Origin of the sequence: Streptomyces roseoviridis (genome assembly GCF_039535235.1) — a bacterium.
GTDB lineage: Bacteria > Actinomycetota > Actinomycetes > Streptomycetales > Streptomycetaceae > Streptomyces > Streptomyces roseoviridis.
In genome coordinates, this window is record NZ_BAAAWU010000001.1 from 6,061,477 (window position 1) to 6,081,487 (window position 20,011).

Here is a 20,011-nt window from a genome sequence, read left to right on the forward strand (position 1 = left end):
ACGGCCGCCCTCGGGCGGGTCGCCGACCGGTCCGTCAGGCCCTGTCCGCCGTCCCCGCCGAAGACGCCACGGGGGTCTTCGGCCGGGACCGGGACACGGCCACGCCCGCCAGGCACAGCGCGCCGCCCGCCATCGTCAGCAGCCCCGGCAGCTCGCCCAGCACCAGCCACGCCATCAGCACCACCAGGGCCGGCACCGCGTACGTCGTCGCGCCCATCCGGCCCGCCGTCGTACGGGCCAGGGCGTAAGCCCAGGTCGTGAAGGCGAGCGCGGTCGGGAACACCCCGAGGTAGACCATGTTCAGGGTCGCCGGCCACGGGGCCCGTGCCGCCTCCTCGACGAGCCGCCCGGCGAACGGCAGACAGCCCGCCGTGCCGACCAGACAGCCGAAGGTGGTCACCTGCAGCGCGCTGCCGTGAGCCAGCGCGGGCTTCTGGGCGACGACCCCGCCGGCGTACGCCACCGCCGCGAGCAGGCACAGCACCACGCCGAGCACCGAGGCGTGCCCCTGTCCGGAGCCTCCCGACATGGACAGGCCGACGGCCATCGCCCCCGCGAAGGACACGGCCATGCCGGCCAGCAGCCGCGGCGGCAGGGCCTCCTTCAGGAACCGGGCGCCGAGCAGGGCGATCAGGATGGGGCCGATGTTGACGACCATCGCGGCCGTGCCCGCGTCGACCTCCTGCTCGCCCCAGTTCAGCACCACCATGTACACCCCGAACCACAGCAGCCCCGAGGTCACGATCCCCGGCCAGGCGGCCCGCGGCGGAAATCCCTCACGCCGTATCAGGAGAACGGCTCCGAGGACCAGGGACCCGGCGAGGAGCCGCCCGAGGGCGAGGGCGCCGGGGGAGTAGGCGGCCCCGGCACTGCGGATGGAGACGAAGGCGGAGGCCCACAGGACGACGGTGACACCGGCGGCGGCGAGCGCGAGACGGGAGCTTCGGATCGGCATGGGACGACGTTAGGGCGTGGACCGTTCGGCGCTCACCGCAATATCGCCCGGGGACCCGGAGACCGAGACCCGGAGACCCGGTGACCGAGACCCGGGGACCCGGCGACCCGAGGAAACCGGGAGCCCGCTCGGCCCGGCGGCCGTCCCCGCGCCCGGGGCCCGCTCGGCCTGGCGGCCGTCCCCGCGCCCGGGGCCCGCTCGGCCTGGCGGCCGTCCCCGCGCCCGGGGCCCGCTCGGCCCGGACCCGGCCCGCCGGCGGGCCGCCCCGACTCCCCGCGCCGCATCAGCGCAGCGTCGCCGGCTCGATGCCCAGCACCGCGTGCAGCGCCCGTTCGCCGTCGGCGGTCACCTTCACCGCGCGTTCCGAGCCGATCCGTACGCACCATCCGGCGTCCAGCGCGTGCCGGCACAGGGCCGCGCCCGCGAGTCCGGCGAGGTGCGGACGGCGCTCGGTCCAGTCCAGGCAGCCGCGCGCGACGGGGCGCCGCCCCTTCGGCGCGAGGGGCATGCCGAGTTCCTCGAACCAGGCGAGCCCGTCCTCGGTGAGCGCGAACCCCGTGTCCTGGCGCAGCAGCCCCCGCACGGTCATCGCCTCCGTGAGGGCGATCCCGAGCCGGCCGGCGAGATGGTCGTAGCAGGTCCGCCCGCGCGCCATCGCCTGCCCCGCGCTCGCCTCCCGCAGGCCGCGCGGCGCCTCGGGCACGGCCGGTGCCGAGCGGGCGGCGAGGTCCTCGACGAGGTCCGCGACCCGGTCGTCGGCGAGCCGTACGTAGCGGTGCCTGCCCTGCCGTTCCTCGGCGAGGACCCCGCCCGCCACCAGCTTGCCCAGGTGCTCGCTGGTGGTGGACGGCGCGACGCGCGCGTGCCGGGCCAGTTCTCCGGCTGTCCAGGCCCGCCCGTCGAGCAGGGCGAGCAGGAAGGCGGCGCGGGTCTCGTCGGCGAAGAGTGCGGCGAGTGCGGCGAGGTCTTTGGCGGCCATGCGCCCCAGGATGCCGCAGTCACGGTTCGGCGTCCGCCGAAACGTATCGCCCGGTCCGGAGCGTCCGCCGTCCCGTCGCGCGCGGTCGTTACGCCCCGTCCCCCGCGTCGTGCTCCGGCCCGGTCTTGTGCGCCCCCGCCTCGTACTGCAGCGCCAACCCGTCGAGCAGCGCCCGCAGTCCCGTCTCGAACGCCACCCGGTCGACCTTCTCGCGCCGTTCGGCGAGCAGGTGCGCCTGCCCGAGGTGCGGGTAGTCCGCGGGGTCGTAGGCGGTCTCGTCGTCGACGAAGCCGCGGGCGAAGGAGCCCAGCGCCGAGCCCGTGACGAAGTACCGCATGAGCGCGCCGATGGAGGTGGCCTGGGCGGGCGGCCAACCCGCCCGGACCATCGCGCCGAAGACGGCGTCGGCGACCTTCAGGCCGGCCGGACGGCGGCCGGGGCCCTGGGCGAGGACGGGGACGACGTGCGGGTGGTCGGCGAGGGCGGCGCGGTAGGAGACCGCCCAGTCGTGCAGGGCCGTGCGCCAGTCCCGGGGGTCGTCGGGGGCGAACATCGACAGGTCGACCTTCGCGCTGACCGCGTCCGCGACCGCGTCGAGGATCTCGTCCTTGGTGCGGAAGTGGTTGTAGAGGGAGGGGCCGCTGACCCCGAGCTCGGCGGCGAGCCGCCGGGTCGAGAGGGCGGCGAGGCCCTCGGCGTCCACGAGCGCTCCCGCCGTCTCGACGATGCGTTCTCGGCTGAGGAGGGGCTTGCGCGGTCGGGCCATGGCGCACATAGTAGGCGTGCACCCAAAAACTAGCAGTGGTAATTAAACCGGTGAGGTGGCACGGTGGATCTGGGGCTGAGCGAGGAGCAGGAGGCCGTACGGCGGCTCGCGGAGGACTTCGTGGCCCGCGAGGTCACCCCGTACGCCGTCGAGTGGGACCGGGCCGAGAACGTCGACAGGGCGATCGTGAGGAAGCTCGGCGCCGTCGGCTTCCTCGGCCTGACGATCCCCGAGGAGTACGGCGGCTCCGGCGGCGACCACCTCTCCTACTGCCTCGTCACCGAGGAGCTGGGCCGCGGCGACTCCTCGGTCCGCGGCATCGTCTCCGTCTCCCTGGGCCTGGTCGCCAAGACCGTCGCGTCCTTCGGGAGCGAGGAGCAGAAGCGGACCTGGCTGCCCCGGCTCGCCTCCGGCGACGCCGTCGGCTGCTTCGGCCTCACCGAGCCCGGCACCGGCTCCGACGCCGGGAACCTCGCCACCCGCGCGGTCCGCGACGGCGACGCGTTCGTGATCAACGGCAGCAAGATGTTCATCACCAACGGCACCTGGGCCGATGTCGTGCTGCTCTTCGCCCGCACCACGGACGCCCCCGGCCACCGGGGCGTCTCCGCCTTCCTCGTCCCCGCGGACACCCCCGGCCTCACCCGCCGCGCCATCCACGGCAAGCTCGGGCTGCGCGGCCAGGCCACCGCCGAACTGGTCCTGGAGGACGTCCGGGTCCCCGCGGACGCCATGATCGGCCCCGAGGGCAAGGGCTTCTCCCTCGCCATGTCCGCCCTCGCCAAGGGCCGGATGTCGGTCGCCGCCGGCTGTGTCGGCATCGCCCAGGCCGCGCTCGACGCGGCCGTGCGCTACGCGGGCGAGCGCGAGCAGTTCGGCAAGCCCATCGCCTCCTACCAGCTGGTCCAGGAGCTCATCAGCGACATCGCCGTCGACGTCGACGCCGCCCGGCTGCTCACCTGGCGGGTCGCCGATCTGATCGACCGCGGGCAGGAGTTCGCGACGGCCGCGTCCAAGGCGAAGCTGTACGCCTCCGAGGCCGCCGTCCGCGCGGCGAACAACGCCCTCCAGGTCTTCGGCGGCTACGGCTACATCGACGAGTACCCGGTCGGCAAGCTGCTGAGGGACGCCCGGGTGATGACCCTCTACGAGGGCACCAGCCAGATCCAGAAACTGATCATCGGGCGGGCGCTGACCGGAGTCTCGGCGTTCTGAGTACCCGCCCCCGTACGCGGGTGAGTACGCGGGCGGATGTGGCGCGGGCCACATCCGCCCGATGCTGTCCGGCATGAGCGACACACCGGTCAAGCAGCAGAACACCGCCGCCTACTACGCGCAGGCCGTCATCTCCTTCGGCATCGCGCTCCTCGCCGTCGGCATCGGCGTCTTCCAGCTGGACGCGAGCGCGTGGGTGCGTGCCTTCCTCGCCATCTCCGTGCTCTACCTCACGACCTCCGCCTTCACCCTCGCCAAGGTCGTCCGCGACCGGCAGGAGGCGGGACAGATCGTCAGCCGCGTCGACCAGGCCCGCCTGGAGAAGCTGCTCGCGGAGCACGACCCCTTCCAGAAGCTCTGACGCCGGGCGCGGCACGGGCGCCCGGACTCCGCGCCCCGGGCCCCGGCCCCGCGCCGCAGACCCTAAGCGCTTGCTCACCTTCGTTGTATGGTGTTCGTCCTGACGGCGGCCCGAGAAGGAGTGTGCGATGAGCGCGGCGGAGGAGACGCCCGGCGGCGAGGACATGCCGTGGGGCGAGGTCACGCCCGAGGCCGCCCGGCGCCTGCTGGTCGCGGCCGTCGAGGCGTTCGCCGAGCGCGGCTACCACGCCACCACCACCCGGGACATCGCGGGCCGGGCCGGCATGAGCCCGGCCGCGCTCTACATCCACTACAAGACCAAGGAAGAGCTGCTCCACCGGATCAGCCGGATCGGGCACGACAGGGCCCTGGAGATCCTGCGGGCCGCCGCCGACGGCGACGGCACGGCCGCCGAGCGGCTGGGCGAGGCCGTACGGTCCTTCGTCCGCTGGCACGCCGAGCGGCACACCACCGCCCGGGTCGTGCAGTACGAGCTCGACGCCCTCGGACCCGAGCACCGCACCGAGATCGTGGCGCTGCGCCGCGAGTCGGACGCCACCGTGCGGCGGATCATCAACGAAGGAGTGGCCGCCGGGGAGTTCGACGTCCCCGACGTGGCCGGCACCACGGTCGCCGTGCTCTCCCTCTGCATCGACGTCTCGCGGTGGTTCAACGCCCAGGGCCGCCGCACGCCCGACGAGGTCGGCGCGCTCTACGCCGACCTCGTGCTCAGGATGGTCGGCGCTCAGAAGAAGTAGCGGGAGACCGACTCGGCGACGCAGACCGGCTTGTCGCCGCCCTCGCGCTCCACGGTCACCGTCGCCGTCACCTGCACCCCGCCGCCGGCCTCCGTGACCTCGGTCAGCACCGCCGTCGCGCGCAGCCGCGAGCCGACCGGCACGGGGGAGGGGAAACGGACCTTGTTGGTGCCGTAGTTGAGGCCCATCTTCATGCCCTCGACCCGCATGATCTGCGGGACCAGGACGGGCAGCAGGGACAGCGTCAGGTAGCCGTGCGCGATCGTCCTCCCGAACGGGCCGGCCGCCGCGCGCTCCGGGTCGACGTGGATCCACTGGTGGTCGCCGGTGGCGTCGGCGAACTGGTCGATCCGCTTCTGCTCGATCTCCAGCCAGTCGCTGTGCCCCAACTGCTCGCCGACCCCGGCGCGGAGCTCCTCGGCGGAGGTGAAGATCCTCGGCTCGGCCATGTTCCCGCTCCCTCTCGTCTGAAGTTTCTAAGCGCTTGCTCAGCATGTGGGGAGAGGGGTCTCCTGTCAACGGACCCGAACGGTCCTGACGTAGGCTCGGGCGAGTGCCGCAGATTCCCGAGAAGATCCACGAGCTCACCGTCGGCCAGCTCTCCGCGCGCAGCGGGGCGGCCGTCTCGGCCCTGCACTTCTACGAGACCAAGGGCCTGATCCACAGCCGCCGCACCAGCGGCAACCAGCGCCGCTACAGCCGTGACACGCTGCGCCGGGTCGCCTTCATCCGCGCCGCCCAGCGGGTCGGCATCCCGCTCGCCACCATCCGCGACGCCCTCGCCGAACTCCCCGAGGAACGCACCCCGACCAACGAGGACTGGGCACGCCTCTCGGCCGCCTGGCGCACCGAGCTCGACGAGCGGATCAAGCAGCTCGGCCGGCTGCGCGACCATCTGACGGACTGCATCGGCTGCGGCTGTCTGTCGCTGGAGAACTGCGTGCTGTCCAACCCGGACGACGTGTTCGGCGAACGCCTCACCGGTTCCCGCCTGATGCCGGAGCGCAAGGAGGCGTAGGCGGCCGTCCGGGCCGGGGGCCGGCCGCACGAAGAGGAGCAGGGGCCCGCCACCCCCGTGGGAGGGCCCCTGCTCGGCTCACGGCGAGGACGTCACTCGTACTCGGTGCCGCCCTTGCGGGTCAGATACGCCGGACTGACCGCCTTCGCGATCGCGCGGCCGCCCAGGACCGGGCTGTGGCGCTCGGTCACCGGACGGATCACGACCCCCTCGCGCAGGTGCAGGTCACGGCCGGAGACCGTCTCGCGGCCGCTCGCCAGCGCGAGGACCGTGTCCAGGTCGAACGGGCCGGTGTACAGCCGCGGCACGAGCGGCAGCTCGCCCGGCTCCAGGACGTCGGCCGGGTCCAGCCAGCGGACCTGGCCGTCGATCTCGGCGGACACGTCGAACAGCGCGTAGCCGAGGCCGTCCTCGGCACGGGCGTTCGCCCCGTACGCCAGGTCCTGCACCCCCGCCCCGTACACCTCGCCGAACAGGCCGACCCGGGTCGCGCCCAGCCGCTCGGCGAGCCGGGCCGCGACGGCGGGCAGGCCGTGCCCGAGGACCGCGCGCCAGTACAGGTTGCGCGGATCCTCCTTGAGGGCTAGGCCCTTGGCGCCGAAGCCCTTGGAGGAGACGAGGACCCGGCCCTCCCCGGCGAGACAGGTGACCAGACAGGCCGTCCCGTGCAGCTTCTCGGTGAGGACGACCGGCTCGCCCGGCTCGAAGACGTCCGGGAAACGGTGGAGGTTCTCGATGTCGACCCACGGCAGCAGGTCCGGCGCGGCCTCCACGTCCCCGCTCATGGTCGGCGGGACCGGCGGCGCCCACTTGGTGATCCCGAGCAGCTCCGCGAAGTCCGTGCCGTCCGCGGCCGCCTGCTTCAGATCCACGCCGTCCAGCGCCTTCGGCCGGCACACGAGCCCCTGCGACAACTCCCCCCGCAGCCGCACCGCCTTCACCCGGTCCGACGCCTTCCCGGCCAGCCGTCCGGTGAGTCCCAGCTCCTCGACCAGCTCGGGCGGCAGCACCGCCTGCTCCGGAATGTAGAGCGCCACGTCACCGGTGCGGTAGATCCCCTTGGCGACCACCGCGCGATAGAGGCCGACCTGCGCCAGCTCCAGCGCGTCGGCGTTCGGGTGGTCGTGGACGGTCAGGGCCTCGGCGGTGACGCGCAGCGTCGACATGTCAGAACTCCGGTCGCTCGGTGTGGTGCGGTCGTGGTCGCGGTCTCGTTCGCGTTCTCATCGACGCACACTGTGCCGGGCCGAAATCCCCTGGCCCACCGATTTGTCGACTGCTAGCGTCGGTCCTTCGCCGGGCGCGCCGCGCAGCCGGGCGGGTGCGGACACCGCTGTGCCGCCGACGCGTTGCCGCTGCTCACGGTGCCGGACGTCGAGGTGCGGGCGGCGCCGGGGTCGCCTATGCCGGGACCGTCGCCGCGGCCGGCTCCGCGAGCGCCGCCGAGACCAGTCGAGCGTTGGAGCGGGCCGGCGAGCCGTCCGGGAGCAGGAGGGTGTCCTCCAGGCCGATGCGGGCGGCGAGGCCCTGCCGGCGGGCGAGGCGCAGGAGCGGCCAGGCGGCGGCGTCCCGGCCGTGCAGCAGCACCGGGCGGGCGTGCGGGGAGCGGGCGAGGGCCGCCAGGAGGGGGAGCGCCGCGGATTCCGACGCGACCTCGGCGACGGCCCGCAGCACCCGCGGAGCCAGGGAGGAGCGGAGGAAGCGGGCCGGACCGTCGGTGTCCGCGCGCAGCACCGCCTCGACGGCGACGCCCAGGTCCAGCAGGGCCGCCGCGAGGGCCTCCGCGCCCGGCTCGTGCCAGTTGACCGTCGCGCGGTCCGGCAGCACCGTCCAGGACCGCACCCGGGCCAGCCGCCGGACCGGGTCCGGCTCCGCCCACGCACCCGTCGACACCCCGACCGGCACGTCCACAGCGGCGCGGATCGCGCTCAGCGTGTCCGCGAGCACCCGGGGCGACAGCGTGTCGCTCCCGCAGGGCGTCTTGGGGTGGACGTGCACGTCCCCCGCGCCGGCGGCGACGGCCGCCGCCGCTGCCTCGGCCATCGCCACCGGGGTCATCGGCACCGCCGCCGCGTCCCCGGGCCCGCGGCCCCCGTTGAGACAGACCTGGAGCATCACGCCACCGAGGCCAGCCGGGGCGACTCACCACGGGTCCTGGCCAGCGCACGCGGCGTCAGCACCGCGCGCGGTATCAGCACCCCGCAGTCCCCGCACACCGGACCGAACCAGGGGTCGTCCCTGCGCCCCACGCGCCACTCGATCCGCGGCCCCGCGCACACCGGGCAGTGCTCGCCCGGCCCGCGCCGCAGCGCTTCCACCAGCCGGCCCACCACCTCCGGCAGCGGCTCGCTCGGATGGTGCGCCGGGTCGTCGCAGCGGGCGACCCCGTTGCCTCCCCAGATCCTGCGGTGCCACTCGTCGAGCCCGCCCGGCCGGCGCAGCCCCCCGTGTTTCTCGCGCCGCCGCCGCTCGGCGAACTCCCTCTCGTACGCGAGCCACACCGCCCGCGCCGCCTCCAGCTCGTCCAGGGCGGCCATCAGCCGCCGCGGATCGGCCTCCCGGTCCTCGGGACCGAACCCGTGCCTGCGGCACAAGTGGTCCCAGGTCGCCCGGTGACCGTAAGGAGCGAACCGCTCCAGGCACTTGCGCAGCGAGTACCTCCGCAGCGCCCTGTCGCTCCCCGGATCGCGTACCTGTCTCGCGAGACTCCGGAACCCGGCCATCTCTGCCACCTCCGTCGCTAGCACACCGGCGATATGAGAGGGACGAACGAGAGACCGATCCTGTTCCATCGCCGGCACCCCCGCGGAAGCCGGATGGCCGGATCCGGACCCCGCGACGGCCGGTGGACGCGGCCCGCTCCTCAGCCGAAGCGGCCCGCCCGCGCCACGAGCCGGGCCAGTTCCTCGTGGCAGATGTCACTGTGCTCGGACACCACCCGCGCCGCGTCCACGCTCGCGCACCCGGACGCGGGCAGCCCCTCCCGCAGCGCCGCGCCCAGCGTCAGGACGGCCGTGCCCGGTACGGCCTGAACACCGTCGTAGCCGATCGCCCACCAGCGCGGGTCCTCCCTGCCCAGGACCGACTCGTCGTCGCGGGCGAGCCGGGACGCCAGCGGGTAGAACACCCCCAGTGCCGTGTCACGGTGCGAATGGCAGGCCACCAGCGGTCCGTCGACCCGCCTCTGGAGGTCCCGCAGGGCGCCCCCGCGACCCGGCTCGTGCGGCAGGCGGGCGGCGAAGGCGTAGTGCGAGAAGGCGCCCTGGAGCAGGGTCACCGACTTCACCGTGCGGGCACCGGCGGGCAGTCCGCGCAGCGCGTGGGCGACGAGCCGGGCGCCGAAGCTGTGCCCGACGAGATGGACGCGCAAGGCCGGTGCCGTACGGGCCAGCTCGCCGAGCAGCGGCCCCAGGCCGCGCTCGCCGACCACCCCGGCGCGGCGCTTCATCGTGTAGTACGTGGCCTGCCGCAGCGCCTCCTTCGCGCCCTTCCACAGGCGCCTCACCCGGTCCCCGCCGAGCAGCGACTCCGCCTCCGGCCCGCCCGGCGGCACGCCCGCGCCGCCGTCGGCCGCGTCGGCGAACATCCCGAACACCGTCAGCGGATCCCCCAGCAGGAAGGCGGGCGCCGCGGCGACGGCGGGCCCCCGCGCGTGGTCCGCCGCGGGTCCCTCGGCCGGCACGTCGGGCCCGATGCCCGCCAGGTGCCGCAGCAGCGCCGCGAACTCCGCGAACGCGACCTCCTCGGCCGGTTCCCGCTCGATCAGCTCCGCGAGCCGGGCCACCACGGCCGTCCGGCCGGGCACGGTCGCGGCGAGCGCCGCGTAGTCGGGGACCGGCTCGTCGGAGAACATCATCGACGGCCAGACGAGCCCGGCGTAGCCGAGCCGCGCGCCCGGGGCGGCCACGCGCGGGAAGGGCGCGAAGAAGCGGGAGAAGAGCCCCGACGCGACCGACGGCGAGTTGTTCCAGCCGTGCGAGAAGAGCACCAGGTCCGTGCAGCCGCGGCGGGCCAGGCCGGCGAGCGTCGCCGCCTGGCCGCGCGGGCCGTCACCGTCCTTGTCGAAGACGATCTCGCGGTACGGATCGACACTCGTCACCGTCATGGCCCCGTCCCTCCGCGTCGAGGTGCGCGCCGCCGCGCGGGCGGCTTTCGGATTCTGCCCGCGCGGAGGGACGGCCAGTCGTCAGTCGCGCAGCCGTGCCGCCGAGATCTCGGGGAAGTGCACCAGCGCGTCGTACGAGGACGCGAGCCGCGTCGACGTCACCTCGCCCGGCCAGGGGTAGGCGGTGCCGATCGAGCGGCTCGGCCTGGCCTCGGACAGCCACGCGCGCGCGGCCGGCGTCGCCGTGCGCAGGTCCAGCAGGTAGGGGCGCGGCGCGACCCGGTCGAGCACGTGGTCGTTGCTGTCCGGCCCCAGCGGCCCGACGGTGAAGACCCGCACCGGTTCGCCGGGCGCCCCGGTGTCGTGCGCGTTGAACGAGCCCCGCCCGAAGGTGGTGCCGATGCTCACGTAGTCCCGGCCGAGCGCGTCCCGCAGGAAGGCGCCCTGGAGGCGCGGATACTGCGCGGGCATCGTCGTCTCGTAGCCGATGTGGCCGTTGTGCGCCGACAGGAGCATCCGGTCGCCGGTCCTGCGCTGCCACCACACCGTGTTCTCGGCCATGACCCGGTCGCGGTACAGCATCGCCGCCGCCGTGCCGTCCGGTGTGGTGAGGTCATGGGCGTACTCGGTGCCGACCTGGGCGATGGCCCGCGCGTGCTGCACCGCCCACGCGTGCGCCTCGCGGGCCGCGCGGTCCTTCCCGGCCGGTTTCCGGCCCTCCAGGAGCGCGAGGGCGCGGTTCACGTCCGCTGCCATCGACCGCCGTTCGGCGAGCGGCTTGGCCAGATGGGCGTTCATCCAGGCGTCGACCGATACGCCGTCGGCCGGCCGCGAGGACCGGTAGAGGTCCCGGACCCGGGGCAGCAGGTCCGGGTGGGCCCGGGCCACGTGGCGGGTGACCTCGTCGAAGAGGCCGGGGCCCGCGTAGCCGAGGTCGTTGCCCATGAACCGCACCGGGTGGCCGGGATGGCGCAGGTTGTGCTGCCGCATCCAGGTGAACAGGTCCAGGTATTCCTCGGTGTTCCAGAAGCCGTAGGCGTTCTGGAACTCCTCCCGCATGATCTTCCGGATGTCGCCCTTGCCGTAGCGCACGTAGTCGTCGATCAGCAGGCCGGTGCTCCAGTTGGCCTCCAGGGCGAAGGTCGTGAACCCCTGCTCCTCCACCAGGCGTTCGAAGACGTGGTGCTTCGTCTCGAAGAACTCGGCGGAACTGTGCGTGGCCTCGCCGAGACCGACCACCTTCGCCGAGCCGACGATCCGCTCCAGGGCGCGTCCGTCCGTCAGGGGCCGCGCGGTGACGGCGAGTTCGCGGGCCGCGTCACGGGCGGGGCCGGTGGGCGTGCGCTCCGACGCGACGGCTGCGGGCGCGAGCAGTGCCACGGACAGGGCGGCGACGAGGGCGGCGAGGGGGCGGCGGCGACGCCGCAGGAAAGTGTTCATGACGTCAGCCTCCTTGCCGAAGGGGGCGCGACGACAGCCCGCGCGCCCCCGAGCGGCACGGGGGAAAACCCCACCCGCCACGGCCGCTAGTGGTACATCAGGTACCCCTTCCGCACCGCGCGGAACGCCGCCAGGTCCTCCTCCCACGCGCCGACGACCTCGTCCGCCGACGCCCCCGCGTCGATCAGCGTGCGCACCCGGCTCGAACCGGTCAGCTTGTCGATCCAGCGGTCCGCCCGCCACGCGAAACCGCTCCAGCTGCGCCGCGCGGTGACGAGGAGCGCGATCCCGGTCCGTACCGGGTCGAAGGCCGCCCGGTCGTGCACCATCAGCTGCACCCCGCCGACCGTCTTCCCCTGGAACTTGGAGAAGGTCGGCGCGAAGTACGCCTCGCGGAACCGCACGCCCGGCAGGCCGAGGTCGTTCGCCGCCTGTGCCCACCGACCGTCGACGCCCTCCGCGCCGAGCAGCTCGAACGGGCGGGTGGTGCCGCGGCCCTCGGAGAGGTTGGTGCCCTCGAAGAGACAGGTGCCGGAGTAGACCAGCGCGGTGTCGGGCGTCGGCATGTTCGGGCTCGGCGGCACCCACGGCAGCCCGGTGGTGTCGAAGAAGTCGGCCCGCCGCCAGCCGGACACCGCCACCGTCTCCAGCGGCACCGGCGTGGCGAGGAACTCCCCGTTGAACAGCCGGGCCAGCTCCGCCACCGTCATCCCGTGCGCCTGCGCGATCGGTTCCCGGCCGACGAAGGTCGCGTACGCCCGGTCCAGGACCGGCCCGAGCGCGGCCCGCCCGGTCACCGGGTTGGGCCGGTCGAGGACGACGAAGCGCTTGCCCGCCAGCGCGGCCGCCGCCATGCAGTCGTAGAGCGTCCAGATGTACGTGTAGAAGCGGGCGCCCACGTCCTGGATGTCGAAGACCACCGTGTCGACGCCCGAGGCCGTGAAGACGTCCGCGAGGGCCCGGCCGCTCTTCAGATACGTGTCGTAGACGGGCAGTCCGGTCGCCGGGTCGTCGTGGCGGCCCTCGGAGCCGCCCGCCTGGGCGGTGCCCCGGAAGCCGTGCTCGGGCCCGAAGACGGCGGTCAGGTCGACGCGTTCGTCGGCGTGCATGACATCGACGATGTGCCGGGACTCGGCGGTGATGCCGGTGGGGTTGGTGACCACGCCGACCCGCTGCCCGGCGAGCACGGCGTACCCGTCGGCGGCGAGCCGCTCGAAGCCGGTGCGCACCCGGCGGCCACGGCCGGGCGGGGCGTCGGCTGCGGCCGGTGCCGCGGTGGCGGTCGCGGCCGCCATGGCGCCGCCCGCCGCCAGCAGACCTCGTCTGGACAGGCTCATGCGGAAACCTCCCTGATCGCCTTCCCTGACATGGCCACGCACGCTAGCGCCCGGCGGGCCCGCACGGAACGAGGCGTACCGCCGGACTCTTCCCGGACCGCATACCGACCGGTTAGTCTGCCCGCACAGCCGCGACGGGAAGGTGGGCCGATGAGTACGGTGCAGGGCGCTGGAGTGGTCGTCACGGGCGCGGGAGGCGGCATCGGGGCCGCGCTCGCCCGCCGGTTCGCCGCGGAAGGGGCACGGGTCGTCGTCAACGACCTCGACCCCGGCCGCACCAAGGCCGTCGCCGACGAGATCGGCGGCATCGCCGTGTCCGGGGACGCCGCCGCCGTGGTCGAGGAGGCCCGGGACGCGCTCGGCGGCGCCGTGGACGTCTGGTGCGCCAACGCCGGACTGGCCTCGCCCGGCGACGCCTTCGCCGACGAGGAGGTCTGGGCCGCCGCCTGGGACGTCAACGTGATGGCCCACGTACGGGCGGCCCGCGCCCTGCTGCCCGACTGGCTGGAACGCGGCACCGGGCGCTTCGTGTCCACCGTCTCCGCCGCCGGCCTGCTCACGATGGTGGGCGCCGCCCCGTACAGCGTCTCCAAGCACGGCGCGTACGCCTTCGCCGAATGGCTCTCGCTCACCTATCGCCACCGCGGCGTCAAGGTGCACGCCATCTGCCCGCAGGGCGTGCGCACGGACATGCTGACCGCCGCCGGATCCGCCGGGGAACTCGTGCTCGCCCCCACCGCCATCGAGCCCGAGGACGTCGCCGACGCCCTCTTCGACGCGATCGACGCCGACCGCTTCCTCGTCCTGCCCCACCCCGAGGTCGCCGGCTACTACCGGGCCCGGGCCACCGACCCCGAGCGGTGGCTCGGCAACATGAACCACATCCAGCGGAAGTGGGAAGGAGCGGGCGCGTGACCGCGGGAGACGCCCTGCACGCGGCGGACACCGGCGGCGTCGACGGCGGTACGTCCTCGATCTACGCCGCACGGCCCTGGCTCCGCCTGCTCTCCGAGGCCCAGCGGGCGCCGATCGACCCGCCGCCCACCGTGCTGCACGCCTTCCGGGCCGCGGCCGCCCGCACCCCCGGCCACCCCGCCCTCGCCTACTTCGACCAGCGCCTCACCTACCGCGACACCGACGTCCTGTCCGATTCCGTCGCCGGACACCTCGCCGCCCGGGGCGTCGCGCGCGGCGACCGGGTCGCGATCATGCTCCAGAACAGCCCGCACTTCGTCCTCGCCCTGCTCGGCGCGTGGAAGGCGGGCGCCGTCGTCGTCCCGCTCAACCCCATGTACAAGGCCGGCGAGGTCGGCCACGCCCTGCGCGACTCCGGCGCGCGCGCCGTCATCTGCTCCGACCGGGCCTGGGACGGCCACGTCCGCGCCACCGCCGCCGAGGCCGGCGTCCCCGTCGCCCTCACCGCCGACGAGCGGGGGCTGCAGACCCGCGACGACCCCCGCGTCCTCGCCTTCGACCCCGTCCCCACCGAGGCCGACGACCTCCTGGCCGTCGCCCGCGCCGGCCACCCGGCCCCCGATGGCCGCGAACCCACCACCGACGACATCGCCCTCATCAGCTACACCTCCGGCACCAGCGGCACCCCCAAGGGCGCCCTCAACCTCCACCGGGGCATCGTCCACAACGCCGAACGGCAGCGCACCGGCCACCCCGTGCCGCCGGGAGCCGTCTACTTCGTCCTCGCGCCGCTCTTCCACATCACCGGCCTCGTCTGCGAGTTGGCGGCCTGCTTCGTGAACGGCGGCACCCTCGCCCTCGCCCACCGCTTCGAACCCGGCGTCGTCCTCGACGCCTTCCTCGAACACCGCCCCGCCTACACCGTCGGCCCCTCCACCGCCTTCATGGCGCTCGCCGCCCACCCGGCCGCCACCCCCGACCACTTCTCCTCCTTCCTGGTCGTCTCCTCCGGCGGCGCGCCCGTCCCGCCCGCCCTGGTCGAGCGGTTCCGCGCCGGCTTCGGCCCGTACCTCCGCAACGGCTACGGCCTCACCGAGTGCACCGCCCCCTGCGCCGCCGTGCCCCCGCAGCACGAGGCCCCCGTCGACCCCGTCTCCGGCACCCTGTCCGTCGGGCTGCCCGGCCCCGACACCGTGGTCCGGATCCTCGACGAGGACGGCGCCGAGGTGCCCTTCGGCGCGCTGGGCGAGATCGCCGTCCGCGGCCCCCAGGTCGTCCCCGGCTACTGGCGGCTGCCCGAGGCCACCGCCGCCGCCTTCCCCGACGGCGAACTGCGCACCGGCGACATCGGCTTCATGGACGAGGACGGCTGGCTCTACGTCGTCGACCGCAAGAAGGACATGATCAACGCCTCCGGGTTCAAGGTCTGGCCGCGCGAGGTCGAGGACGTCCTCCACACCCACCCGGCCGTCCGGGAGGCCGCCGTCGTCGGCGTCCCCGACGCCTACCGCGGCGAGAGCGTCAAGGCGTACGTGAGCCTGCGCCCGGGCGCCGAGGTGGAGCCCGCCGAGCTGTCGGCCCACTGCGCGCGGCGGCTGGCCGCGTACAAGTATCCGCGCGAGGTCGAGATCCTGCCGGAGCTGCCCAAGACGACTAGTGGGAAGATCCTCAGGCGGGACCTGCGGTCCCGGAAGTGAGCACCAGCACGAACGAAAGGCGGCGCAGCATGGCCAGGACGACGGACGGGAACGGCACGCCCGTCCCCCAGAGGCTCCTCGCCGCCGCCACCCGGCTCTTCGCCGAGCGGGGTTACGACCGGACCTCCGTCCAGGAGATCGTCGAGGCGGCGGGCGTCACCAAGGGTGCCCTCTACCACTACTTCGGTTCCAAGGAGGACCTCCTCCAGGAGGTCTACTCCCGGGTCCTCAGGCTCCAGCAGGAGCGGCTCGACGGATTCGCCGACGCCGACGCGCCGGTGGAGGAGCGGCTGCGGGACGCCGCCGCCGACGTGGTCGTCACCACCATCGAGAACCTGGACGACGCGGCGATCTTCTTCCGCTCGATGCACCACCTGAGCCCGGAGAAGAACAAGCAGGTGCGGGCCGAGCGGCGGCGCTACCACGAGCGGTTCCGCGCCCTGATCGAGGAGGGCCAGCGGTCCGGGGTGTTCTCCGCCGCGACCCCCGCCGACCTGGTCGTCGACTACCACTTCGGCTCCGTCCACCACCTGTCGACCTGGTACCGCCCCGACGGCCCGCTCACCCCGCAGCAGGTCGCCGACCACCTGGCCGGCCTGCTGCTGCGGGCCCTGCGCCCGTAGCGCGGCCCACCGCTGCCGGACGGACGGCGGGGCCCGGGGCGCCACCCGCCCCGGGCCCCGCCGCGTTCGCCTACAGGTACTTCTTCAGCTCCCGGCGGGCCAGCGAGCGCTGGTGCACCTCGTCGGGCCCGTCGGCGAGCTTCAGGGTGCGGGCGGAGGCCCACAGCTCGGCGAGCGGGAAGTCCTGCGAGACGCCGCCCGCGCCGTGCACCTGGACCGCCTTGTCGATGATGTCGACCACGGCCCTCGGGGTGGCGATCTTGATGGCCTGGATCTCGGTGTGGGCGCCCCGGTTGCCGACGGTGTCCATCAGCCAGGCCGTCTTCAGGACGAGCAGCCGCAGCTGTTCGATGGTCACCCGGGCGTCCGCGATCCAGTTCTGGACGACGCCCTGCTGGGCGAGGGCCTTGCCGAAGGCGGTGCGGGACACCGCGCGGCGGCACATCAGCTCCACGGCCCGCTCGGCCATGCCGATCAGCCGCATGCAGTGGTGGATGCGGCCCGGCCCGAGGCGGGCCTGGGCGATGGCGAAGCCGCCGCCCTCCTCGCCGATCAGGTTCGAGGCGGGGACGCGCACGCCGTCGAAGACCACCTCGGCGTGACCGCCGTGGGAGTGGTCCTCGTAGCCGTACACCCGCATCGCCCGCCGCACCTCGACGCCGGGGGTGTCGCGGGGGACGAGGATCATCGACTGCTGGCGGCGCGGGTCGGTGCCGTCGGGGTCCGTCTTGCCCATGACGATGAAGATCCGGCAGTCCGGGTTCATCGCCCCGGAGATGTACCACTTGCGCCCGTCGATCACGTACGAGTCGCCGTCCCGCCGGATCCGGGTCTCGATGTTGGTCGCGTCCGAGGAGGCCACCTCGGGCTCGGTCATGGCGAAGGCCGAGCGGATCTCGCCCGCGAGCAGCGGCTCCAGCCACTGCTTCTTCTGCCGCTCGTCACCGAACTGGGCGAGCACCTCCATGTTCCCGGTGTCGGGGGCGGCGCAGTTGAGGGCCGTGGGGGCGAGCTCGGGGCTGCGGCCGGTGATCTCGGCGAGCGGCGCGTACTGGAGGTTGGTGAGTCCGGCCCCGTACTCCCCGTCCGGAAGGAACAGGTTCCACAGCCCCTGACGGCGCGCCTCGGCCTTCAGCTCCCCGACCACCGCCGGGGTGTCCCAGGGCGAGGCGAGCCGGGCCCGCTGCTCGTGGGCGACGGCCTCGGCGGGGTAGACGTGCTCGTCCATGAAGGCGAGGAGCTTCCCCCGGAGTTCCTCGGTGCGGGCGTCGAACGCGAAGTCCATGGCGGATCAGCCTTCCTGGAGGGTGGTGAGGCCGTGCTCGATGAAGACGGGGACGAGTTCGCCGATGCGGTCGAAGCCGGCGCCGACGGTCTGCCCGAGGGTGTAGCGGTAGTGGATGCCCTCCAGGATCACGGCGAGCTTGAACCAGGCGAAGGCCGTGTACCAGGACAGGGCGCCGGTGTCGCGGCCGGAGCGGGCGGCGTACCGCTCGGTCAGCTCGGCGGCGGTGGGATGGCCGGCGGCGGAGGCGGTGGTGGAGATCGGCGAGCCCGGCAGGTCGAGCGGCGTGCTGTACATGATCAGCAGGCCGAGGTCGGTGAGCGGGTCGCCGAGGGTGGACATCTCCCAGTCGAGGACGGCCCTGATCCGGTCGTCCGCGCCGACGAGGACGTTGTCCAGGCGGTAGTCGCCGTGGACGACGGAGGGCGCGGGGGAGACCGGCAGGCCGCGGCCGAGGGCCGCGTGCAGCTCGTCGATGCCGGCCAGGTCACGCCCCCGGGAGGCGGCGAGCTGCTTGCCCCAGCGGCGCAGCTGCCGGTCGAGGAAGCCCTCGGGCCGCCCGAAGTCCTCCAGGCCGACGCCGGCAGGGTCGACGGCGTGGAGGTCGACGAGGGTGTCGACCAGGCGCAGGACCGCCTGACGGGTGCGCTCGGGGCCCAGCGGGGCGAGTTCGCCGGCGGAGCGGTACGGGGTGCCCTCGACGAACTCCATGACGTAGAACGGCGCGCCGAGCACCGACTCGTCCTCGCACAGCACGACGGTCTTCGGCACCGGCACGGCGGTGGGGTGCAGGGCGCTGATGACCCGGTGCTCGCGCTTCATGTCGTGCGCGGTGGCCAGCACATGGCCGAGCGGCGGACGGCGCACGACCCAGCGGCCGGTCCCGTCGGTGACGACATAGGTCAGGTTGGAGCGGCCGCCCTCGATCAGCCGGGCGGTGAGCGGACCGGAGACGAGGCCGGGCCGCTCGCGGTCGAGGAAACGGCGCAGCCGCTCGGGGTCGAGACCGGGAGGGGGCACCTCCCGTGTCGGGGACTGCGGGGGAGGGGCGGAACTCATGCGGGCGTACCTCCGGGGTCGGCGTCGGCGTTCATGATGACCGACCAGTCGGTATGTCGTCCAGGGGGAGGCCGGAAACCCCGTGCGCGCCTCTGGTGGGCCGTCTGTCCTCGTGAATAGAGTTCACATATGGATTCAGCGCTGTGCATCGACGACGTCCGGCTGACCCCGATCCTCATCGCCGACCCACCGCTCCTCAACACCCAGGGCGTCCACCAGCCCTTCACTCCCCGGCTCGTGGTGGAGATCGTCACCCGGGGCGGCGTGACCGGCCTCGGCGAGACCTACGGCGACGCCCGCTACCTCGGCCCGGCCCGGGCGCTGGCGGCAGCACTGCCCGGCCATCCGGTCACCCACGTGAACGGACTGTTCGCACTGGCCGAGGAAGTCGGTGACCCGGCCATGACCGCGGGGGTGGACGAGCGGGCCGACGCCGGTGGCCTCCGCGGGGCCCAGACCGCCGCCAAGCTCCGCCTCTCCGTCGTCTCCGCCTTCGAGACCGCCTGTCTGGACGCCCTCGGCAAGACCCTCGGACTGCCCGTCCACGCCCTGCTCGGCGGCAAGGTCCGCGCCGAAGTCGAGTACAGCGCCTACCTCTTCTACAAGTGGGGCGCTCACCCCGGCGGTGCTCCCGACGCGTGGGGCGAGGCCGTCGACCCGGCCGGCGTCGTCGAACAGGCCCGCCGCTTCGACCGCCTCCACGGCTTCGGCTCCTTCAAGCTCAAGGGCGGCGTCTTCCCGCCCGAGGAGGAGACCGCCGCGATCCGCGCCCTCGCCGGGGAGTTCCCCGGCCGCCCGCTGCGCCTCGACCCCAACGGCGCCTGGTCGGTGGCGACCTCCCTCGCCGTGGCCCGTGAACTCGGCGACGTGCTCGAGTACCTGGAGGACCCCGCGACCGGGACGGCCGCGATGGCCGAGGTCGCCGCCGGCACGGAGGTGCCGCTCGCCACCAACATGTGCGTGACCGCCTTCGAGGAGGTGCCGGAGGCCCTCGCCCGGGGTGCGGTACGGATCGTGCTCTGCGACCACCACTACTGGGGCGGGCTGCACCGCACCCGCGAACTGGCCGCCCTGTGCCGCACGTACGGCATCGGGCTCTCCATGCACTCCAACACCCACCTGGGCATCAGCCTCGCCGCCATGACCCAGGTCGCCGCGACCCTGCCCCGGCTCGACCACGCCTGCGACACCCACTACCCGTGGCAGACCGAGGACGTCGTCACCACCGCCCCGCGCTTTCGCTCCGGCCGCCTCGCCGTCTCCGACGCGCCCGGCCTCGGGATCACCCTCGACCGCGACCGGCTCGCCGACCTCCACCGCCGGTGGGCCGAGGACGACGGCCGGATGCGCGACCGCGACGACGCGGCGGCGATGCGGGCGGCGCACCCGGAGTGGACACCGGGGCGCTGGTAGCCGGGGCGGGACGGCGGCGGGCCCTGGCGCGGACGCTGCGACGGCGCGGGCTGCGGGCGCTGCGGGGGGCGGGCGGTCCCCCGGCA

At 74.1% G+C, this 20,011-nt stretch carries 20 protein-coding genes; 8 read left to right on the forward strand and 12 right to left on the reverse strand.

Annotated features, from left to right (window positions below):
* Positions 1-34: 34 nt before the first annotated feature.
* From ABD954_RS27375 to ABD954_RS27385, 3 genes are all read right to left on the reverse strand, one after another.
* Positions 35-955 (reverse strand): DMT family transporter, encoded by a 921-nt coding sequence (locus ABD954_RS27375; protein ID WP_345489916.1) that lies wholly within the window; start codon positions 953-955, stop codon positions 35-37.
* 283 nt (positions 956-1,238) lie between these two features.
* On the reverse strand, positions 1,239-1,934 hold the full coding sequence (locus ABD954_RS27380; protein WP_345489918.1) for an ArsR/SmtB family transcription factor: 696 nt from the start codon (positions 1,932-1,934) through the stop codon (positions 1,239-1,241).
* A gap of 88 nt (positions 1,935-2,022) precedes the next feature.
* Positions 2,023-2,700 (reverse strand): TetR/AcrR family transcriptional regulator, encoded by a 678-nt coding sequence (locus ABD954_RS27385; RefSeq protein ID WP_345489920.1) that lies wholly within the window; start codon positions 2,698-2,700, stop codon positions 2,023-2,025.
* A gap of 63 nt (positions 2,701-2,763) precedes the next feature.
* On the opposite strand from ABD954_RS27385, the gene ABD954_RS27390 reads away from it, so the two are divergent.
* The 3 genes from ABD954_RS27390 (at position 2,764) to ABD954_RS27400 (ending at position 5,033) form a co-directional block, all read left to right on the forward strand.
* The gene (locus tag ABD954_RS27390; protein WP_345489922.1) at positions 2,764-3,915 is read left to right on the forward strand and encodes an acyl-CoA dehydrogenase family protein; all 1,152 of its coding nucleotides are present in this window, start codon (positions 2,764-2,766) and stop codon (positions 3,913-3,915) included.
* Between the two features lie 73 nt (positions 3,916-3,988).
* Positions 3,989-4,276 (forward strand): YiaA/YiaB family inner membrane protein, encoded by a 288-nt coding sequence (locus ABD954_RS27395; protein WP_345489924.1) that lies wholly within the window; start codon positions 3,989-3,991, stop codon positions 4,274-4,276.
* A 127-nt stretch (positions 4,277-4,403) separates the two neighbouring features.
* Positions 4,404-5,033, forward strand: a complete 630-nt coding sequence (locus ABD954_RS27400) for a TetR/AcrR family transcriptional regulator (protein WP_345489926.1) — start codon at positions 4,404-4,406, stop codon at positions 5,031-5,033.
* On the opposite strand, the gene ABD954_RS27405 is transcribed toward ABD954_RS27400, so the two are convergent.
* The gene (locus ABD954_RS27405) at positions 5,021-5,482 is read right to left on the reverse strand and encodes a MaoC family dehydratase (RefSeq protein WP_345489928.1); all 462 of its coding nucleotides are present in this window, start codon (positions 5,480-5,482) and stop codon (positions 5,021-5,023) included. The two genes, ABD954_RS27400 and ABD954_RS27405, sit on opposite strands and share 13 nt — an antisense overlap.
* 104 nt (positions 5,483-5,586) lie before the next feature.
* Between ABD954_RS27405 and soxR the strand changes: the two genes are divergently transcribed.
* Positions 5,587-6,051, forward strand: a complete 465-nt coding sequence (soxR, locus tag ABD954_RS27410; RefSeq protein WP_345489930.1) for a redox-sensitive transcriptional activator SoxR — start codon at positions 5,587-5,589, stop codon at positions 6,049-6,051.
* A 92-nt stretch (positions 6,052-6,143) separates the two neighbouring features.
* Here soxR and ABD954_RS27415 read toward each other — a convergent pair whose 3' ends face one another.
* From ABD954_RS27415 to ABD954_RS27440, 6 genes are all read right to left on the reverse strand, one after another.
* Positions 6,144-7,217: an RNA ligase (ATP) gene (locus tag ABD954_RS27415; protein WP_345489931.1), complete on the reverse strand. Its 1,074-nt coding sequence runs from the start codon at positions 7,215-7,217 to the stop codon at positions 6,144-6,146.
* A gap of 235 nt (positions 7,218-7,452) precedes the next feature.
* On the reverse strand, positions 7,453-8,166 hold the full coding sequence (locus ABD954_RS27420; protein WP_345489933.1) for a 3-keto-5-aminohexanoate cleavage protein: 714 nt from the start codon (positions 8,164-8,166) through the stop codon (positions 7,453-7,455).
* Entirely contained in the window at positions 8,166-8,774 is a 609-nt protein-coding gene (locus ABD954_RS27425; RefSeq protein WP_345489935.1) for a hypothetical protein, read from the reverse strand. Before ABD954_RS27425 ends, ABD954_RS27420 begins: the two co-directional genes overlap by 1 nt.
* Positions 8,775-8,914: 140 nt before the next feature.
* Positions 8,915-10,156: an alpha/beta hydrolase family protein gene (locus ABD954_RS27430; protein WP_345489937.1), complete on the reverse strand. Its 1,242-nt coding sequence runs from the start codon at positions 10,154-10,156 to the stop codon at positions 8,915-8,917.
* Between the two features lie 81 nt (positions 10,157-10,237).
* Positions 10,238-11,596: an erythromycin esterase family protein gene (locus ABD954_RS27435; RefSeq protein ID WP_345489939.1), complete on the reverse strand. Its 1,359-nt coding sequence runs from the start codon at positions 11,594-11,596 to the stop codon at positions 10,238-10,240.
* A gap of 86 nt (positions 11,597-11,682) precedes the next feature.
* Positions 11,683-12,933, reverse strand: coding sequence for an exo-beta-N-acetylmuramidase NamZ family protein (locus ABD954_RS27440; RefSeq protein WP_345489941.1), 1,251 nt, complete (start codon positions 12,931-12,933; stop codon positions 11,683-11,685).
* Between the two features lie 150 nt (positions 12,934-13,083).
* Here ABD954_RS27440 and ABD954_RS27445 point away from each other — a divergent pair, with 150 nt between their 5' ends.
* The 3 genes from ABD954_RS27445 to ABD954_RS27455 are packed head-to-tail and all read left to right on the forward strand — an operon-like array spanning position 13,084 to position 16,168.
* Positions 13,084-13,848: an SDR family oxidoreductase gene (locus ABD954_RS27445; protein ID WP_345489943.1), complete on the forward strand. Its 765-nt coding sequence runs from the start codon at positions 13,084-13,086 to the stop codon at positions 13,846-13,848.
* Between the two features lie 14 nt (positions 13,849-13,862).
* Positions 13,863-15,545 (forward strand): AMP-binding protein, encoded by a 1,683-nt coding sequence (locus ABD954_RS27450; RefSeq protein ID WP_382745596.1) that lies wholly within the window; start codon positions 13,863-13,865, stop codon positions 15,543-15,545.
* A gap of 29 nt (positions 15,546-15,574) precedes the next feature.
* A complete protein-coding gene (locus tag ABD954_RS27455; RefSeq protein ID WP_345489947.1) occupies positions 15,575-16,168 on the forward strand; it encodes a TetR/AcrR family transcriptional regulator in 594 nt (197 codons plus the stop codon).
* 70 nt (positions 16,169-16,238) lie between these two features.
* Here ABD954_RS27455 and ABD954_RS27460 read toward each other — a convergent pair whose 3' ends face one another.
* Positions 16,239-17,453 carry an acyl-CoA dehydrogenase family protein gene (locus tag ABD954_RS27460; RefSeq protein WP_345489949.1) on the reverse strand — a complete coding sequence of 405 codons (1,215 nt, stop codon included), beginning with the start codon at positions 17,451-17,453 and terminating at the stop codon, positions 16,239-16,241.
* A gap of 6 nt (positions 17,454-17,459) precedes the next feature.
* Positions 17,460-18,512 (reverse strand): phosphotransferase family protein, encoded by a 1,053-nt coding sequence (locus ABD954_RS27465; RefSeq protein ID WP_345489951.1) that lies wholly within the window; start codon positions 18,510-18,512, stop codon positions 17,460-17,462.
* Positions 18,513-18,641: 129 nt separating this feature from the next.
* On the opposite strand from ABD954_RS27465, the gene ABD954_RS27470 reads away from it, so the two are divergent.
* Complete coding sequence (locus tag ABD954_RS27470) at positions 18,642-19,925, forward strand: enolase C-terminal domain-like protein (protein ID WP_345489953.1); 1,284 nt, start codon at positions 18,642-18,644, stop codon at positions 19,923-19,925.
* Positions 19,926-20,011 lie beyond the last annotated feature (86 nt).

Coding starts and splice junctions, on each gene's coding strand:
- ABD954_RS27375 (WP_345489916.1), bottom strand. CDS start 955: ATGCCGATCCGAAGCTCCCGTCTCGCGCTCGCCGCCGCCGGTGTCACC.
- ABD954_RS27380 (WP_345489918.1), bottom strand. CDS start 1,934: ATGGCCGCCAAAGACCTCGCCGCACTCGCCGCACTCTTCGCCGACGAG.
- ABD954_RS27385 (WP_345489920.1), bottom strand. CDS start 2,700: ATGGCCCGACCGCGCAAGCCCCTCCTCAGCCGAGAACGCATCGTCGAG.
- ABD954_RS27395 (WP_345489924.1), top strand. CDS start 3,989: ATGAGCGACACACCGGTCAAGCAGCAGAACACCGCCGCCTACTACGCG.
- ABD954_RS27400 (WP_345489926.1), top strand. CDS start 4,404: ATGAGCGCGGCGGAGGAGACGCCCGGCGGCGAGGACATGCCGTGGGGC.
- ABD954_RS27405 (WP_345489928.1), bottom strand. CDS start 5,482: ATGGCCGAGCCGAGGATCTTCACCTCCGCCGAGGAGCTCCGCGCCGGG.
- ABD954_RS27415 (WP_345489931.1), bottom strand. CDS start 7,217: ATGTCGACGCTGCGCGTCACCGCCGAGGCCCTGACCGTCCACGACCAC.
- ABD954_RS27420 (WP_345489933.1), bottom strand. CDS start 8,166: ATGCTCCAGGTCTGTCTCAACGGGGGCCGCGGGCCCGGGGACGCGGCG.
- ABD954_RS27425 (WP_345489935.1), bottom strand. CDS start 8,774: ATGGCCGGGTTCCGGAGTCTCGCGAGACAGGTACGCGATCCGGGGAGC.
- ABD954_RS27430 (WP_345489937.1), bottom strand. CDS start 10,156: ATGACGGTGACGAGTGTCGATCCGTACCGCGAGATCGTCTTCGACAAG.
- ABD954_RS27435 (WP_345489939.1), bottom strand. CDS start 11,596: ATGAACACTTTCCTGCGGCGTCGCCGCCGCCCCCTCGCCGCCCTCGTC.
- ABD954_RS27440 (WP_345489941.1), bottom strand. CDS start 12,933: ATGAGCCTGTCCAGACGAGGTCTGCTGGCGGCGGGCGGCGCCATGGCG.
- ABD954_RS27445 (WP_345489943.1), top strand. CDS start 13,084: ATGAGTACGGTGCAGGGCGCTGGAGTGGTCGTCACGGGCGCGGGAGGC.
- ABD954_RS27455 (WP_345489947.1), top strand. CDS start 15,575: ATGGCCAGGACGACGGACGGGAACGGCACGCCCGTCCCCCAGAGGCTC.
- ABD954_RS27460 (WP_345489949.1), bottom strand. CDS start 17,453: ATGGACTTCGCGTTCGACGCCCGCACCGAGGAACTCCGGGGGAAGCTC.
- ABD954_RS27465 (WP_345489951.1), bottom strand. CDS start 18,512: ATGAGTTCCGCCCCTCCCCCGCAGTCCCCGACACGGGAGGTGCCCCCT.
- ABD954_RS27470 (WP_345489953.1), top strand. CDS start 18,642: ATGGATTCAGCGCTGTGCATCGACGACGTCCGGCTGACCCCGATCCTC.